This window comes from Shewanella sp. CAL98-MNA-CIBAN-0140, from assembly GCF_040309905.1.
Lineage (GTDB): Bacteria > Pseudomonadota > Gammaproteobacteria > Enterobacterales > Shewanellaceae > Shewanella > Shewanella psychromarinicola.
This window is the reverse complement of record NZ_JBEOPI010000001.1, coordinates 187,466-204,196: the sequence shown is the minus strand read 5'-3', so window position 1 is coordinate 204,196 and position 16,731 is coordinate 187,466. Positions and strand designations below refer to the sequence as shown.

General features: G+C 41.7%; 12 protein-coding genes. 8 read left to right on the top strand and 4 right to left on the bottom strand.

What is annotated here, in order from left to right; genetic code table 11:
* Positions 1–8 precede the first annotated feature (8 nt).
* Entirely contained in the window at positions 9–3,059 is a 3,051-nt protein-coding gene (gene ydiJ, locus AAEY93_RS00860; RefSeq protein WP_351074502.1) for a D-2-hydroxyglutarate dehydrogenase YdiJ, read from the bottom strand.
* Between the two features lie 129 nt (positions 3,060–3,188).
* Positions 3,189–5,558, bottom strand: a complete 2,370-nt coding sequence (gene ppsA / locus AAEY93_RS00855; protein ID WP_351074500.1) for a phosphoenolpyruvate synthase — start codon at positions 5,556–5,558, stop codon at positions 3,189–3,191.
* Between the two features lie 126 nt (positions 5,559–5,684).
* Between ppsA and ppsR the strand changes: the two genes are divergently transcribed.
* The 8 genes from ppsR to AAEY93_RS00815 all read left to right on the top strand — a co-directional run bounded on the left by ppsR (position 5,685) and on the right by AAEY93_RS00815 (position 12,617).
* A complete protein-coding gene (ppsR, locus tag AAEY93_RS00850) occupies positions 5,685–6,497 on the top strand; it encodes a posphoenolpyruvate synthetase regulatory kinase/phosphorylase PpsR (RefSeq protein WP_101030900.1) in 813 nt (270 codons plus the stop codon).
* A gap of 194 nt (positions 6,498–6,691) precedes the next feature.
* Complete coding sequence (locus AAEY93_RS00845) at positions 6,692–7,756, top strand: 3-deoxy-7-phosphoheptulonate synthase (RefSeq protein ID WP_101030898.1); 1,065 nt, start codon at positions 6,692–6,694, stop codon at positions 7,754–7,756.
* A 527-nt stretch (positions 7,757–8,283) separates the two neighbouring features.
* Positions 8,284–9,000: an SIMPL domain-containing protein gene (locus AAEY93_RS00840; protein WP_351074457.1), complete on the top strand. Its 717-nt coding sequence runs from the start codon at positions 8,284–8,286 to the stop codon at positions 8,998–9,000.
* A gap of 4 nt (positions 9,001–9,004) precedes the next feature.
* Positions 9,005–9,544 (top strand): SixA phosphatase family protein, encoded by a 540-nt coding sequence (locus AAEY93_RS00835; protein ID WP_351074455.1) that lies wholly within the window; start codon positions 9,005–9,007, stop codon positions 9,542–9,544.
* A 219-nt stretch (positions 9,545–9,763) separates the two neighbouring features.
* A complete protein-coding gene (locus tag AAEY93_RS00830) occupies positions 9,764–10,201 on the top strand; it encodes an acyl-CoA thioesterase (RefSeq protein ID WP_101030892.1) in 438 nt (145 codons plus the stop codon).
* Positions 10,202–10,380: 179 nt separating this feature from the next.
* Positions 10,381–11,043, top strand: a complete 663-nt coding sequence (locus tag AAEY93_RS00825) for a response regulator transcription factor (RefSeq protein WP_101030890.1) — start codon at positions 10,381–10,383, stop codon at positions 11,041–11,043.
* Entirely contained in the window at positions 11,043–11,657 is a 615-nt protein-coding gene (locus AAEY93_RS00820; protein WP_335686221.1) for a DUF938 domain-containing protein, read from the top strand. Before AAEY93_RS00825 ends, AAEY93_RS00820 begins: the two co-directional genes overlap by 1 nt.
* Positions 11,658–11,771: 114 nt before the next feature.
* On the top strand, positions 11,772–12,617 hold the full coding sequence (locus AAEY93_RS00815) for a D-hexose-6-phosphate mutarotase (protein WP_351074452.1): 846 nt from the start codon (positions 11,772–11,774) through the stop codon (positions 12,615–12,617).
* 851 nt (positions 12,618–13,468) lie between these two features.
* Here AAEY93_RS00815 and AAEY93_RS00810 read toward each other — a convergent pair.
* Positions 13,469–15,379 carry a bifunctional metallophosphatase/5'-nucleotidase gene (locus tag AAEY93_RS00810; protein WP_351074450.1) on the bottom strand — a complete coding sequence of 637 codons (1,911 nt, stop codon included), beginning with the start codon at positions 15,377–15,379 and terminating at the stop codon, positions 13,469–13,471.
* 606 nt (positions 15,380–15,985) lie between these two features.
* Entirely contained in the window at positions 15,986–16,654 is a 669-nt protein-coding gene (locus AAEY93_RS00805; protein ID WP_351074448.1) for an alpha/beta hydrolase, read from the bottom strand.
* Positions 16,655–16,731: the final 77 nt, after the last annotated feature.

The following is a 16,731-nucleotide window of genomic DNA, read 5'->3' as shown; positions in this document are numbered from 1 at the left end:
GGCCTCTTCTATGATGTCATTAATTTAAGCAATGCTTCAATCGGATGCTGAGGTTTAAAGCCTGCAAAGCGCTTCACTTGGCTGCGACAAGAATATCCAGATACCAATACTTGGCTGTGTTGAGCAATTTTTTCAATGCTCGGCTGCCAAGACATCTCAAACAGTTTTTCAGAACGCTCAACGTTTTCAAGTTCGTGACCGTAGGTGCCCGCCATACCGCAACACCCCAAATTAACACTGTGTAATTTGGCGCCAAAATGGCTAAAAATGGCTTTCCATTCATTGGCGGTATTCGGTTTCGCTGTCGATTCAGTGCAATGACTGAACCAAGTGTATTGCGGTGCATCTTTTGCTAAAGCTGACGCTTCACTTCGAGATGCCACAACATCAGTTAACCATTCATTGGCTAACAGCACCTTAAATGGCCCACGACGCTGACCTAAGGCTTCTTTATACTCATCGCGATAACATAATACTAATGCAGGATCTAACCCGACCATCGGCATACCAAGGGCATGAACGCGGTTTAAGAAGTCAGCACTGTTTTGCGCTGTTTTAGCAAACTTGTCCAAAAAGCCTTTAATATGTGTCGGCTTACCATTGGGTTTAAATGGCAGCAATATCGGCTTAAATCCAAGCTTTTCAATTAATTGAATAAAACGGTAAACCAAGCCTGCATCATAAAAACTGTTAAACGGGTCTTGCACCACCAACACATATTGACTGCGCTGCGCTTCAGGGATGGTATACAAGGAACCCAAATCGTAACCGCGGCTTGAATGTCCGTCTAAGCGCTGTTTTAGTGTAGGCACTGATAGCTTAGGCGCATCGACATAACCAATGACTTTTTTAATCACCCATTTACTCAGCGGGTTTTGCGAGGCTAAGTTTGTCAATTTAGGCATGGCCGCCATCAACGGCAATGAATCTTCGATACCGGCAACTAAATAATCTTTAGCAGGACGTAAATAACGTTTGTAGTAAATATTAAAAAATTGCGCCCTAAATTTCGGCACATCTACTTTGACCGGACATTGACCAGAACAGGCCTTACACGCCAAACAGCCTTTAAGTGACTCCATCACTTCATGGGAGTAATCATAGTCACGTTGGTTGTTTAGGGTATTTTGAATTCGTTGCATCCATCCCAGTGGGGAAGACTTTTCCAAAGCGTCAACATCGACCCCTTCAGCTTCAAGTAAACGCAACCATTCACGCATTAAGCCCGCACGACCTTTAGGTGATTGCACTCTGTCACCGGTGACTTTAAACGACGGGCACATAGGTGAATAACTGCTGTAGTTAAAACACAGACCATTACCATTACAGTTCATCACATCAGGAAACGCGTCACGCACCTGCACTGGGATTTGTCTATCGAAACTGCCGCGTTTAACGCTGTCGACATTAAATAGCAATGGGCCTGACTTAGGCGGCGCCACTAATTTACCAGGATTGAGACGATTATCAGGATCAAACAAACCTTTGATCTGCTCCAGTACGCCATAGAGTTCGTCGCCAAACACGGCTGGGCCATATTCACCGCGAACCCCTTTGCCATGCTCACCCCACATCAGCCCGCCATATTTAAGCGTTAATGCCGCAACTTGATCTGAAATCACTTTGAGTAATTGCTCATCGGCGACATCACACATATCAAGCGCCGGGCGTACATGTAATACGCCCGCATCAACATGACCAAACATACCGTACTGCAAATTATGGCTATCGAGTAGCGCCCGAAATTCCATAATATAGTCTGCTAATTTTTCTGGCGGTACGGCAGTATCTTCGGCAAAGGCTAATGGTTTACGAGTCCCTTTAGTGGCACCTAATAAGCCAACCGCTTTTTTACGCATTGCATAAATACTGTCGATATCACTTATGTCGGTAATGATTTGAAAACCGACTAAACCAAATTGGGGTTGACTGAGTTGGCCGCTGAGCATCTCCTCTAATAGCGCGACTTTATGGTTAACCTCATCATCTTCACCGGCAAACTCAACCATATTAAGACCTTCTATGATCTTGTTCGGTACGGCTTTAATTTGCTCAGCAACCGAATGCCAAATAATGTCTTCACGGGCAAGGTTGAGCACTTTGGAGTCAACGGTTTCAACGACGGTCGCTTTGGCCTGTACTAATGATGGCGCATGACGTAACGCGGATTCAAATGAGTCATACTTAATATTCACCATCATCCGAGTTTTAGGTAATGGGGTAAGATTAAGCTTGGTTTCGGTGATCACTGCCAGCGTGCCTTCCGAACCGGTGAGAATACGCGATAAATCAAACTGGCTAAGGTCATCGTTCCACACATGCTTTAAATCATAGCCGGTTAAAAACCGGTTCAATTTAGGGAAACGTTCAATAATAGTGTCCCGTTTTTGCAAGCATATCGCCGCTATTTGGCTGGCGATGGTATTGCCCAGCTTATTAGCACCAAAGGGTTGTTGATCAACCTTGTTATGGGCAATAGGCGTTGTGGTCAGTACGCTGCCATCAATGAGTACACTGGTCACGCCTAACACGTGATCTGATGTTTTTCCGTAAACTAATGAGCCAGCACCAGAGGCATCGGTATTAACCATACCGCCAATAGTGGCACGATTAGACGTTGATAAATCGGGACTGAAAAATAATCCATGCGGGCGTAAGGCATCATTTAAGGCGTCTTTAATCACCCCAGCTTGTACTCTAGCCCAACCTTCTTCGACATTAATCTCAAGCACTTGGTCTAAATGACGTGACACATCCAAAATTAACCCATGAGTTAACGCCTGACCATTAGTGCCGGTGCCGCCGCCTCGAGCACTAAAAGTGACTTGTTTATATTTTGGTTGCGCCGCTAGCGATAACACTAACTCGACATCTTGTTGATGCAGAGGATAAATAACCGCTTGCGGTAAAAACTGGTATACCGAGTTATCGGTTGCCTGAATAAGCCGCGCACTGTAACGCTTGTCTATTTCACCTTCAAACTCGCTTTGCTCAAGCGCGTCAAGATACTCAAGATAGATAGGTTCTAATGTTTGTTTATGTGATAGCAAAGGTAACATAGAGGACTTATTATTTATTGGCATATACATCCATTATAAACAAAAAAAAGCCGCTAAATAGCGGCTTTTCTAACAAGTTGAAAAAAATACAGGTTAAAGGTTAAATCAAACTGTATTTTTTATGCTTATTTATGAGTGTGCTTCAGCTAAATATAACCAAGTGTCAATCACTGTATCTGGGTTAAGAGAAACAGAATCAATACCTTGCTCTACTAACCATGCCGCAAAGTCGGGATGGTCTGATGGGCCTTGACCACAAATGCCCACATAAGCACCTTTGGCTTTAGCCGCTTTAATGGCCATAGATAATAATGCTTTAACCGCATCATTACGCTCATCAAACAAGTGGCTGATAATACCAGAGTCACGATCAAGCCCTAATGTTAACTGCGTTAAGTCGTTTGAACCGATAGAGAAACCATCGAAATGTTCAAGGAATTGGTCAGCTAATAGTGCGTTTGACGGTAATTCACACATCATAATGACGCGTAAACCGTCTTTACCGCGCTCTAAACCTTGTTCTTTAAGCAATTCAATCACTTGAGCAGCTTCATTAACAGTACGCACAAATGGGATCATCACTTCAACGTTGGTTAAGCCCATTTGCTTACGAACGCGTTTAATCGCTTCACATTCAAGCGCGAAACAATCGCGGAATGATTCAGAGATATAACGGCTGGCACCGCGAAAGCCCAACATTGGGTTTTCTTCATCTGGCTCGTAGCGATCACCACCGACTAAGTTTGCATACTCGTTAGACTTAAAGTCTGACATACGTACGATCACTTTCTTCGGATAGAACGCCGATGCGATAGTGGCGATACCTTCAACCAGACGTGCAATATAGAATTCAACAGGAGAATCATAACCAGCGATCATCTCATTGATTTCAGTTTGCAGTTCAGCAGTTTGACCGTTGAAATCAAGCAAGGCTTTAGGGTGAATACCAATCATGCGGTTAATGATGAACTCTAAACGCGCTAAACCGACACCTTCGTTAGGTAAACGAGCAAAGTCGAATGCACGGTCAGGATTACCGACGTTCATCATAATTTTCATCGGTAAATCAGGTAATGTATCAACACGGTTAGTGATGATTTCAAAGTCTTGTTTACCTGAATAAATTAAGCCAGTATCGCCTTCAGCGCAAGATACCGTGACAATGTCGCCCGTTTTAATACGGTCAGTGACATCACCACAACCCACAACAGCAGGTACACCTAATTCACGTGCAATGATCGCAGCATGGCAAGTACGGCCGCCACGGTTAGTCACAATCGCGCTCGCACGCTTCATGATAGGTTCCCAATCAGGGTCTGTCATGTCGGTGACTAATACATCACCAGGTTGAATTTGGTCCATCTCATCAATCGAAGATAATACCTTAGCCACACCGGTACCAATCTTATGACCAATAGCACGGCCTTCACAGATTACGTCACCCCTAGTTTTCAAGTGGAAACGTTCAATTAACTGGACATCTTCACGGCTACGGACCGTTTCTGGACGAGCTTGAACGATATACAACTTACCGTCGTTACCGTCTTTTGCCCATTCGATATCCATCGCACGGCCATAATGCTTTTCAATAATCACTGCTTGCTTAGCAAGCTCCATGACTTCTTCATCATTAATAGAGAATATACGACGTTGTTCAGCAGCAACATCTTCAATTTTAACTTGCTTGCCATGTGCAGCATCATCAGAGTAGACCATCTGAATCAACTTACTACCAATATTTCGACGCACAACAGCCTGATGGCCTTGCGCTAAAATAGGTTTGTGTACATAGAATTCGTCAGGGTTAACCGCGCCTTGTACAACCATTTCACCTAAACCAAAAGATGAAGTGATAAAGACAACGTCATTGTTACCTGATTCAGTGTCCATGGTGAACATGACACCAGAAGCAGCTTTGTCTGAACGGACCATACGTTGTACGCCAGCAGATAAAGCAACTCCTTGATGTTCGTAACCTTGATGAACACGATAAGAAATTGCACGGTCGTTAAACAGTGAGGCATAAACATGCTTAACAGCCAGCATGACAGCATCAAACCCTTTAACGTTTAAGAATGTTTCTTGTTGGCCGGCAAAAGACGCATCTGGCATATCTTCAGCTGTCGCTGATGAACGCACTGCAAATGACGCTTCTTGAGTTTCGCTCGACAACTGCTCGTAAGCTTCGCGAATGGCAACTTCTAATGCTGGCTGAAATGGGGTGTCGATAACCCATTGTCTGATCTGCGCACCTACTTTTGCCAGCTCAGTAACATCATCAACATCCAATGTTGCCAGAATGTCAAAAATTTTCTGGTTAACTCCACTTTGTTCAAGGAACTCATTGAACGCATGAGAAGTTGTTGCAAAGCCGCCAGGGACCTGAACTCCTGCGTTGGCCAAATTGCTGATCATCTCTCCAAGGGATGCATTTTTTCCGCCAACCTTGTTAACATCACCCATGCCTAATTCTTGATACCAGAGTACATATTGCTGCACAGTTTTATCTCCGCAAGTTTTTATTTCAGTGGCCACTTCACATAAGGGCAATAGCATCTTACACTCCCACACAACAAGCGTAAATCTATAATTTTATTTGTAATTTTATTACTACAAGAGGTCAGAATGACACCAAAAGTATTCTATATTTCAGATGGGACCGCGATCACAGCAGAGGTTTTTGGACATGCGGTACTTTCGCAGTTTCCTTTAGAATTTGAAGCACTTACAATTCCTTTTGTGGAAACGGTTGTGCGAGCTCAAAAAGTTAAGCAACAAATAAATGATTGTTTTATTACAACAGGCGTTAGACCACTTGTGTTTCACTCAATCATTAATCCTGAAATCCGTAACGTGATTTTTTCAAGTGAATGTGTCGATTATGACTTTTTGAATACCTTTGTTGCGCCATTAGAACAACACTTAGGTATACAAGCTAAGCCTTTATTACACCGAACCCATGGTAAGAGTAACCACGGTTATGAAACCCGTATTGATGCGATTAACTACACCATGGAAAATGATGACGGTCAGACCATGAAACACATGGATAAAGCCGATATCATTTTATTAGGTGTGTCGCGTTGCGGCAAAACACCCTCAAGCTTATATCTGTCAATGCAGTTTGGTATTAAAGCTGCAAACTACCCATTTACTGAAGATGACATGGATGATCTCAAGTTACCTGAAGCATTGAAACGTAATAAATCAAAATTATTTGGCCTAACAATAGACCCACATCGTTTACATGAAATTCGTCAAAGCCGCATGGAAAACAGTCGTTATTCATCATTAAGACAGTGCCGACTTGAAGTAAAAGAAGTCGAGATGATGTATAAAAAAGAGCGTATTCCTTTTGTGAATACGACCAATCATTCCGTAGAAGAAATTGCCACAAAAATTATCGACATAACCGGTTTAGATCGCCACATGTTCTAATTTATAAACAATAAAAAGCACTGTAAAAAGGCTTTTAAACCCGAGTTAACTAGCTTGATTCGGGTGAGTCTTTTACGGCAATCTGTTTTTTAGCCACTAGAATCCGAGGCTAAGCCTCGCATGTTGAACTTCTTTGGGTATATAATCTCGGGCAATATGATGCAGATGCATCTCACGATTTCTCGGTAATATGCATGACAATTAAAACAGATGAACTACGAACTACCCTTTTAAGCAAAGTCATTTCACCCGCGCAGCTGGCATCAGAATACCCTTTGACTCAAGATGCTGCTGACTATCTTGTTGCCCAGCGCCGAGAAGTTGAAGCGATTATTGCAGGCGAAGATCAACGCTTATTGGTGATTATTGGCCCTTGCTCAATCCATGACACTAAAGCGGCACTCGAATATGCAGAGCGCTTATCCGCGTTACACCATGAGCTAAAAGATGATTTGTGCATTGTAATGCGAGTCTACTTTGAAAAACCACGAACTATTGTGGGCTGGAAAGGCTTAATTTCTGATCCAGACTTAGACGGCAGCTTTAGCCCAAATAAAGGCTTACGCATCGCACGTGAACTGCTGCAACAGATTACCGAATTAAAACTCCCTATCGCTACGGAGTTTTTAGACATGGTTAACGGTCAATACATTGCAGATCTTATTACCTGGGGTGCTATTGGGGCTCGTACCACTGAAAGCCAAATTCACCGTGAAATGGCTTCAGCGCTATCATGCCCAGTCGGCTTTAAAAATGGTACTGACGGTAACATTAATATCGCTGTTGATGCGGTGCGCGCTGCTCAAGCGCCACACATTTTTTATTCTCCGGATAAAGATGGTGCGATGGCAGTTTACCGTACTCATGGCAACCCATTTGGCCACATTATTTTACGGGGTGGTAAAACACCTAACTATAGTGCAGAAGATATTGAAGTAGCTCGCGCTCAATTAGAGCAAGTGGGCGTGACTCAACGTATGGTGGTAGATTTTAGCCACGGTAACAGTGAGAAACAACATCAAAACCAATTGAAGGTTGCCGATAGCATCATGGCGCAACTGCGTAATGGAAGCACTGCGATAGCCGGTATCATGGCTGAAAGCTTTATGATTGAGGGCAACCAAAAAGTGGTTAAAGGCCAACCATTAGTTTACGGACAAAGTATTACCGATGCCTGTTTACATTGGGCCGATTCTGAAAAGCTGTTACGCGATTTAGCCCAAGCGTCGAAAGAACGTAAAGCCTTACTGGCAAAATAGCGGTCACGTCACAGGCTAGCGACGAACACAATAAAAAGCCAATTACGATCCTCTTTGTATAACGGCTATACTATTATCAATACTTTATATAGTTGTTTCCTAATGCCAGCCATTTATGGTTGGCATTTTTATATAATTAATTCAATTTATTACGATCAATAACGTCCTCAGACAGGGATAAATGACAAGTGGCAAGTGGCGCAAGGATAATGTACGCAACGCATTGCTGAACCTCCTATTGTATGCTTGAGCGTAACGGATTAATTGACTCAAGCCACGCCACTGAGTGACCGACTGAAGGTTGTATTTGCTAACACTAGGATTAAAAATAATCCATAAAACCAACATTCAGCACATATTCGATTATGATTGTCATTAATTTGGAGGCTTAATATTGTCGATAACGCTTATCTTTAACGTAAATAATGATGTTTAATAACCGTGGACAATTATTAACAGATAATCGCGTTAGCTAAAAACCCAATGTCATCATTCCACACACTCCCCCTATTGATAAGGATGTTGTTATGCAAAGTTCGTCTCGTAGTGCTGCTATTTTTGGCATATTGATTGCGCTGGGTCTCGGCACACTAGGTGTATTACTTAAACAAGCTATTATTGAATATAAGTTACTCGATCGAAGTGTCACGGTAAAAGGCTTAGCAGAAAATGAATATCCTGCCGACATCGTCATTTGGCCTATTCAATTTACTGCGGCCAATAATAATCTCGATGAACTCTACAAACAGCTTGAAGTCCAAAGCAACCAAGTCGTTAGCTTTTTAGCCGAGCTAAATGTTGCCCCAAAAGAAGTTACGCTCACCGCGCCCACGATTACCGATAAGTTGGCGCAACAATATGGTGGAAATCAACCGATAGAATTACGCTACACGGGGTCACAAACGATTACAGTCTATTCTAACGACATCGAAAAAGTACGCGCTGTGATGCCCAAATTAACTGAACTGGGTAAAATGGGTATTGTCTTTTCTCAAAATAACTATGATGCCCAAGTTGAATATATTTTTAGCAGATTAAATGACGTTAAACCCAAAATGATTGAAGAGTCGACAACCAATGCGCGTTCAGTCGCCAAAAAATTTGCTTCCGACTCGCAAAGTCGATTAGGTAAAATTAAGAAAGCCACTCAGGGGCAATTCAGTATCAGTAATCGTGATAAAAACACGCCTTATATTAAACAGGTACGCGTAGTATCAACCATCGAATATTATTTAGCGGATTAACAACATGAAGCAATTATTCACCTCTTTTCTAATCGGTTTAATGAGCCTAATGTGTGCTCCATTAATGGCGAATGCTCCCGCATCGGTTGAACTTAATCATCCCGCCACGGCCCCAAAAAACCATCAAGTTATTTTTATTGTCAGACATGCTGAAAAACTGGATGGTAAAGATCCGAGTTTGTCCGCACAAGGTCAATTACGGGCGTTACGCTTAGCGAAGGTGTTATCCAGTACACCGCTAACTAAGGTGTTCACCACTGACTATAATCGTACCCGTGAAACTGCGACTGCCGTCAGCCAAGATCAGCAACTCAATCTGAGTATTTATGACCCTCGCGATATGGCCGTATTCACTCAACAACTATTAACTCAACAAGGAAATATTTTAGTGGTTGGTCACAGTAATACGTCGACAGATTTAGTTGAACGACTCAGCGCAGAAAAACAACGTCCTATCGATGATGCGAGTGAGTTTGATCGTCTGTATATTGTGACGCTCAATCAAAATAAACAAATGGTCTCCTGTGTTTTACTGCGTTATTAATGGGTAAATGTAAGGTCAATACTAATACAAAATACTAAAGACTAAGCCATGTCACCTGCAGTGCCAATCATGCGGTGGCCAGGTCACTGAAGGGCTAATAAACGGGCTCTATTAAGCTCAATTGGCACAGTGACATCGACATGGCTAAACGCAATACAGTATAATGCGCCGCTTTTTTCGCTTAATTCTTTGTTAATCTGCATAACATTAGGTAGTTGTATGTCCCTTACTCAAAACCCCGCACAAACCCAAACCGATTTCCCTGATGATATTGCAGCACGGATTGCTCAATCAGAAGCGCGCGTTATAAAGGCTATTTTTCCCTCTAATACCAATCACCATAACACCTTATTTGGTGGCGATGCTTTAGCTTGGATGGATGAAACGGCTTTTATCGCCGCCACCCGTTTTTGTCGTAAAACTTTAGTTACCGTCAGTTCTGATCGTATCGATTTTAAAAAAGCGATACCCGCTGGCAGCTTGGCTGAGCTGATTGCAAATGTTATCCATGTTGGTAATACATCACTTAAAGTTGAAGTGAATATTTATGTCGAAGACATGTACAAGGATCATCGTGAACATGCGATACGCGGAGTGTTTACTTTTGTTGCGGTAGATGAAAACAGAAACCCAACCCAAGTGTGGCCGCACAATTAATATGCCCTTTCTAATGCAGCCTAATGGCTGCATTTCTATTTTATTCACTCAACTAAAATTTATCTTTGTACTGTTTTTATTCAAAAAAAAACCACAATGTGACATAAAGCAATAGAATACTCGATTACTTTTCTGTTACATTGAGTTATCTTCGCGTGCAACATAGAATAAAAAATGCCATGAAGCTCGAAAATTTAAACATCATCATTGCAGATGACCATCCATTATTCCGTAATGCCTTAAGGCTAGCATTGAGTAATACATTTGAACAAACGCAATGGTTTGAGGCTGATAGTGCCGAAGCATTACAAAGGGTTCTTGATGAAAAAGAGAAGCCATTTGACTTAATCTTACTTGACCTACAAATGCCGGGTTCACACGGTTACTCAACACTTATCCACCTTAGAACGCATTATCCTGATATCCCCGTGGTGGTGATCTCTGCCCATGAAGACATCAATACCATAAGCCGATCAGTACATTATGGCAGTAGTGGATTTATCCCTAAGTCGGCTTCGATGGAGTCATTGACTGAAGCGTTAAATGCAGTGTTATATGGTGATATCTGGTTACCCAAAGGCACTCAAATTATCCCCGTTTCTGATGACCCGACTGACAAAATGGCCAACCGATTGTCTGATTTAACTCCACAACAATATCGGGTGTTACAGATGTTTGCTGAAGGATTACTCAACAAACAAATTGCCTATGATTTTGGGGTGTCAGAAGCCACAATCAAAGCACATGCGACTGCTATATTTCGTAAACTGGGTGTTCGCAATCGCACTCAAGCGGTGATAGCATTGCAACAATTAGCCATGGATAGAATTGATATCTTGTAATGCCTCAATCATTATCGCTACAACAACTGCCCTTTTCACAAGCTTGTGACAATAATAAGCAGCCTATCTTAACCCTATTGGCAAAATGGTTTGCCAATAGGCACCATATACTCGAAATTGGCAGCGGCACGGGCCAGCACAGCGTCTATTTTGCAAAAAACCTTGCGCATCTTCGCTGGCAACCAAGCGATCAACAACATTATCTTCCAACTCTGCAAACGCGGCTCAATTTGCAAGCCTCCCCAAACTTACAACCCGCCATCACTTTAGATGTAACACAACCATGGCCACAATTCACACCACACCTTGATGCGATATTCAGTGCTAATACCCTGCATATTATGAGTCAAACGATGGTTGAAGCGTTTTTTGGCGGTATCGGCAGTGTATTGACTCATTCAGGCTCACTGGTCATATATGGTCCGTTTAATTACCAAGGCCAATTTACCAGTGACAGTAATCGACAATTTAATTTACTGCTGCAACAAAATAATCCTCACAGTGGCATCCGCGACATTGAATGGATCGGCCAACTAGCGCTTCAACAAGGGTTAACACTTCAAGAAGACATCGCTATGCCCGCTAATAACCGCATGTTACATTTTATAAAGTAACCAGCTTCATCTTAGTCAAGTAATCAACACAATTATCCAAAACGATTGGTGACTTACTGACAAAAAACCTTGTAAGCTATCGACTCTGAGCAACAATACACAAGGACACTCATTATGGGTTCGGTTACCACTAAAAGACATCCCAATGGTCTAGATTATGTCGCTGTCGATACTGCACTTTGCCAAGCACGTATTTTTATGCAAGGGGCTCAAATCGATCAATTTATTCCCGCGGGTAAACAGCCATTATTATGGGTATCAAACGCCGACGATTACCAACCAGGTAATGGTATAAGGGGTGGGATCCCGATTTGCTGGCCATGGTTTGGCATCAGCGACACCCTAGGATTTCCGCAACATGGATTTGCACGGAATAAGATTTGGTCGCTCGAATCCGTTAAGATGCGCGATCAATTAGTTGATTTAATGTTTACCCTACCTGCAGGTGAAATAGATAAGCAGTATTGGCCCCACGATAGCCAAATAAAGGTATTGTTCACCTTAGGCGAAACCTTATCGGTCAGTTTGGTCAATACTAATAATGCAAATTATGACGTTATGCTTACTCAAGCATTACACAGCTATTTTCCCATTGAAAATATTCATCAACTTACCGCAAGTGGCTTTGAAGGCTCGCAATACATTGAATTTGGTGAAGGACCGTTTAAACAAGATGACGATATGGTTCAATTTGACCAAGAAACCGACAGAGTGTATACCCAACTCGCTCATACTCAGGCGTTACACACTCCCAATGGGACCATAATAGTCAGCCGTGAAAACAGCCAATCGGCGGTATTATGGAATCCTTGGATTGATAAGTCGGTGCGTTTATCTCGTTTTAATCCCGATGATTACTTAACCATGGTGTGTTTAGAAGCGGCTAATGTGCTAGAAGATTGCGTGTTATTAGCCCCAGGACAGAGTCACACAATGACGACACATATTGGTTGGAAATAACATCACGTAAAAGTTTGTGACAAGTAAGATAGATAGATAGATAAGTCGATATTACGACCATGCCACAAAATTATTTACCGGCTCACAGGATCAATAATACCGACAAAAAAAGCAGCTAAGGCTGCTTTTTTAATATCACGTATCAAATTTTATTATTGATAACATAAGAGAAAAACAACACCTGTCGCAGGACAATTCAATAGCGATTCAGCTTACTGTTTTTGCTCAATCTATCCAAGGTTTCTGTTTCTAGGTTTTCGAAAAAGACCAAACCAAAAAGCGGTTTCAAGCAATCCACCAGCCACAATAAAAGTCACCGCTCCCGTTTGGCTGCCGACGAAATAACTCATCAATGCAAACGCGATCAATGTGATTAACATCAATAATCTGTAGATCCCTGTCATATTAATTTCTCTTTATCATATAAATGAGCCGCTCAACCTTAGCAATGCCAATGACATTAACTCTTTAATCATTCAGAACCTCTTGGGTTTTTCAGATTAAGGCGCATTGGTGTGATAATGGTGATTCCCTTGTAAAACAATGTAACACAGAGCTAAAATTCTGAGTAACGCCCTAGGGCGGGTTCTAACGCTCTCTATATTGCGCAAAAATGGTGAAGCTATAAAATAACGATGGCAACAACAATTTAACTTATCTAAAAACGTTGACACCCGTTGATTGAACAGCTTCTTGATGTAATGGGTATCGCTTCGATAGCCAACGATAGCGTTTAATTAAATCGTAAGTCAACTAAACATACGCCAATAAAAAAGGCAGCCGAGGCTGCCTTTTATGTAATATAAATATTAATTTTTATTTAATACATACCAATTTGTACATAATTTATATTATTGATTATCTTGTGCCTTAACAACTGGGTTATCAAGCTTAGCTTCAAAACTGGTTGGCGCGATGAAAGTTAAGCCCGTTGGAATTTCTTCTAACTTCTTACCCGCCATCGTTAACGCTTCTACATATTCAATCATAGATTCGTTATCAATAAAGCCTGACTTAATAACAGGTGAAAGCTTCTTGGTGTCAAAAATGTCATAACCGTCTTTGCCACCAGCAATGTAAGCATTGGTAGAAATCTTGTAAGCCGTCTCAGGGACAATATCAGCACAATTGCCTGCAGCTACGCCGTTAGGACACACTTTTAAGTCTTCAATTTGCTCCCCAACAACGGCTTTGCCATTGAAAGTGAATTGAATATTTGCAAATGTTGGAAACGAACCTGAAGACGTGGTTAGTGAATAATTAATAGTATCTTCAAGTAATTGAGTCACATCACTGCCCTTCAACTCAACAATAGCCAACTCATTACTGAAATAGAGGAGTGAACCAATAACATAACCAGCAGTTAAGTTACCATCAGCGTCACTTTTAATGTCATTACGCACACCTCCTGTGTTTGTAATTGCCATATCAACACCATAACCCTGTTGATTTAACTTCCAAACCATAGATTCAGCAACATGAGCACCCGCTTCAGAACCCGTTACCGGTAATGAAGCGCCATTGCGCTTAACACCTGGCTGACGGACATGGTCTAACATACCGGTATCAACAGGATCGTTAGCATCAAATACCTGACCAATCACTTTACCTTCAAATTCTTCAATTAGCGGCTTGTAGTCGATATCAATAATGCGACGCAGTAAAGCATCTTCTTCGGTGATAGCAATATTATTTTGCTCACCAACAAAGGCTTCGGCTGCACTTTGGTCAGCTTCAATCAATGGCTCACGGTTCTCGCCATCATACTTGTGTATAAAGTCATTATCGATTAGCAGAGTGTTATTACCTTGACAGGTTTTAACATCACCTTCTTCAAAGGTAACATCTGCTTGACCAATGGCTTGAGCAATAGCACCCGCCTGCACGATACACGTTTTAGTGGTACCATTTGGATTAGTAACCATCTCAGCATAACCTGCGATGCTAGACCCCTGACCATTTCCTATATTAGTGAAGTCACCTAATAGAGTATGAGAATGACCACCAACAATAACATCGACACCGTTGACGCTTTCAGCAATGCGAATGTCTCTATCTAAGCCAATGTGGCTTACCATCACAATCTTATCAACACCCATCTCTTGTAGTGCATCAACAGTCGCTTGAGCAGTTTCGACTTCACCATTAAAAGCTAAGTCATCACCAGGAGAAGAAATGGACTTCATGTCTTCTAACACTAGGCCAAACACACCGACTTTGACGTCACCGTATTCTTTAATGATGTAAGGTTTAATATTAGTCACGCCAGACATTTGAGAGTCAGCGCTAGCATCTAAGTTAGCGGCAAGGATTGGAAAGTTTACTTTATTAGCAAACTCAATAAAGGGACCATCACCAAGATCAAACTCGTGGTTACCGATCGCCATCGCATCAAGACCCATTTCACGCAATAAAGTGGCATTACCGGCACCTTTTAACACATTGAAATAGAGCGAACCTTGGAAAGCGTCACCACCGTGTAAAGCGAGAAAAGGCTTATTAGCATCGGCAGCCATAGTTCTGGCATTTTTTAATGCCGTTGCAACACGAGGATAGCCACCAGCAGAAGTGCGAATACTCATATCTTCAGAATTAACTTGAGCGGTAAAATCTAATGATGATGGATCAAAGCTCGAGTGAGTATCGTTGATATGCGCAATGCGTAAATTAAACGTACTGACATCATCGTTGCTATCGTTACAACCTGTTAATGCAACAATAACCGCGGTTGCCAGCAAACCTTTAAACATTGTTTTGTTCATTTAAGACCCCATAATTTTAATAATTTGAATAATTTATTATTTTATACTTGATGAGAGTGTGTTTTTCTTTCAAGGTCAAATATTGGCTCGTGATAAAAGATTTTAATTGCGATTCAAGATGTAACGCTTAATCATTCTAAGCCAGTACCTTGCAACAAAGAGTAAAACGTTTTTAGCCGAACCCAACGGGCAGTATTTGTGGTTTACTGCGACAGCAATAGACCGTGTTAAGACAGAGTAAAGACACTGCATCAACATGGGCTTATCTTAATTAACCACAAGCAACCGTTAAATTTATCTCGAAAGATCAACAGACTCTAAATTTCATCAACATGATAGTAGCAAACATTGCCAAGGTTATGTGACATTTTCATGACGAAGTGTGACAATTTATACAATATTAACAATTAGTTACAACATACTTCGTCCCAAAAATAGAACAGTGTCATGTTCAGACTGATATTTTAACTGTTAAAAAAAAAGGCTTAGCTGCATTTAAACAACTAAGCCTTTAAATTAGTGTAGATAATTTCTCAAAAAGAAGAAAAGGTTGATTGTCTTTTAAGTAAAACAACAAACACCTTAAAATAAATGCTTAAGATCACATTAACGTAAAACTTGCTGCAACCATTGACCTATATCTGCCAGTTGATTAGGCAGCACGCTGTGCGGCATTGGGTAAGTTTTCCACGAAGTGCTGTAACCCGCAGCATTTAAGGCATCATTAGCCATTTTGCCTGCAAATAAGGGTACTACATCATCTTGCTCACCGTGGTTATGCCAAATAGGCGTGTTTTGGTTAGCCGCTGATAATTGCTCAGGTAGTTTCTCTCCGCCAGGTAAGTAGCAAGATAACGCCATAATGCCCGCTAGTTTTTGCTCAAAACGCAGACCGGTAAACAAACTCATTACCCCACCTTGGCTAAAACCGGCTAAGACGATTTTATCGGCAGGTATACCACTGTTAATTTGATCAACTATTAACTGCCGGATAGATTGCTCTGACGCCATAACGCCTTGTATATCGGCACGTTCATGCAAGTCCATGCTTTTAATGTCGTACCATGAGCGCATCACAAAACCGCCATTAATCGTCACAGCTTGTTCTGGTGCATGGGGGAAAATAAACCGAATACTATGCTGACTATTTAGACCTAACACTGGCACCACGGGGGCAAAACCGGCACCAGAATCACCTAATCCATGTAACCAAATAACACAAGACGTCGCGGGTAATTGCGGTTCAACTACGATTTTATCTAACTGAGCAGGCATATTTATTAATCCTTTCAATACAGTAACAATATTGCTGGCTATCTTACGTTAATTGATTTTTAACATCGAATTATTCA

Coding starts and splice junctions, on each gene's coding strand:
- AAEY93_RS00840 (WP_351074457.1), top strand. CDS start 8,284: ATGCAAAGTTCGTCTCGTAGTGCTGCTATTTTTGGCATATTGATTGCG.
- AAEY93_RS00805 (WP_351074448.1), bottom strand. CDS start 16,654: ATGCCTGCTCAGTTAGATAAAATCGTAGTTGAACCGCAATTACCCGCG.
- AAEY93_RS00810 (WP_351074450.1), bottom strand. CDS start 15,379: ATGAACAAAACAATGTTTAAAGGTTTGCTGGCAACCGCGGTTATTGTT.
- AAEY93_RS00825 (WP_101030890.1), top strand. CDS start 10,381: ATGAAGCTCGAAAATTTAAACATCATCATTGCAGATGACCATCCATTA.
- AAEY93_RS00815 (WP_351074452.1), top strand. CDS start 11,772: ATGGGTTCGGTTACCACTAAAAGACATCCCAATGGTCTAGATTATGTC.
- AAEY93_RS00845 (WP_101030898.1), top strand. CDS start 6,692: ATGACAATTAAAACAGATGAACTACGAACTACCCTTTTAAGCAAAGTC.
- ppsR (WP_101030900.1), top strand. CDS start 5,685: ATGACACCAAAAGTATTCTATATTTCAGATGGGACCGCGATCACAGCA.
- ydiJ (WP_351074502.1), bottom strand. CDS start 3,059: ATGTTACCTTTGCTATCACATAAACAAACATTAGAACCTATCTATCTT.
- AAEY93_RS00830 (WP_101030892.1), top strand. CDS start 9,764: ATGTCCCTTACTCAAAACCCCGCACAAACCCAAACCGATTTCCCTGAT.
- AAEY93_RS00820 (WP_335686221.1), top strand. CDS start 11,043: ATGCCTCAATCATTATCGCTACAACAACTGCCCTTTTCACAAGCTTGT.
- AAEY93_RS00835 (WP_351074455.1), top strand. CDS start 9,005: ATGAAGCAATTATTCACCTCTTTTCTAATCGGTTTAATGAGCCTAATG.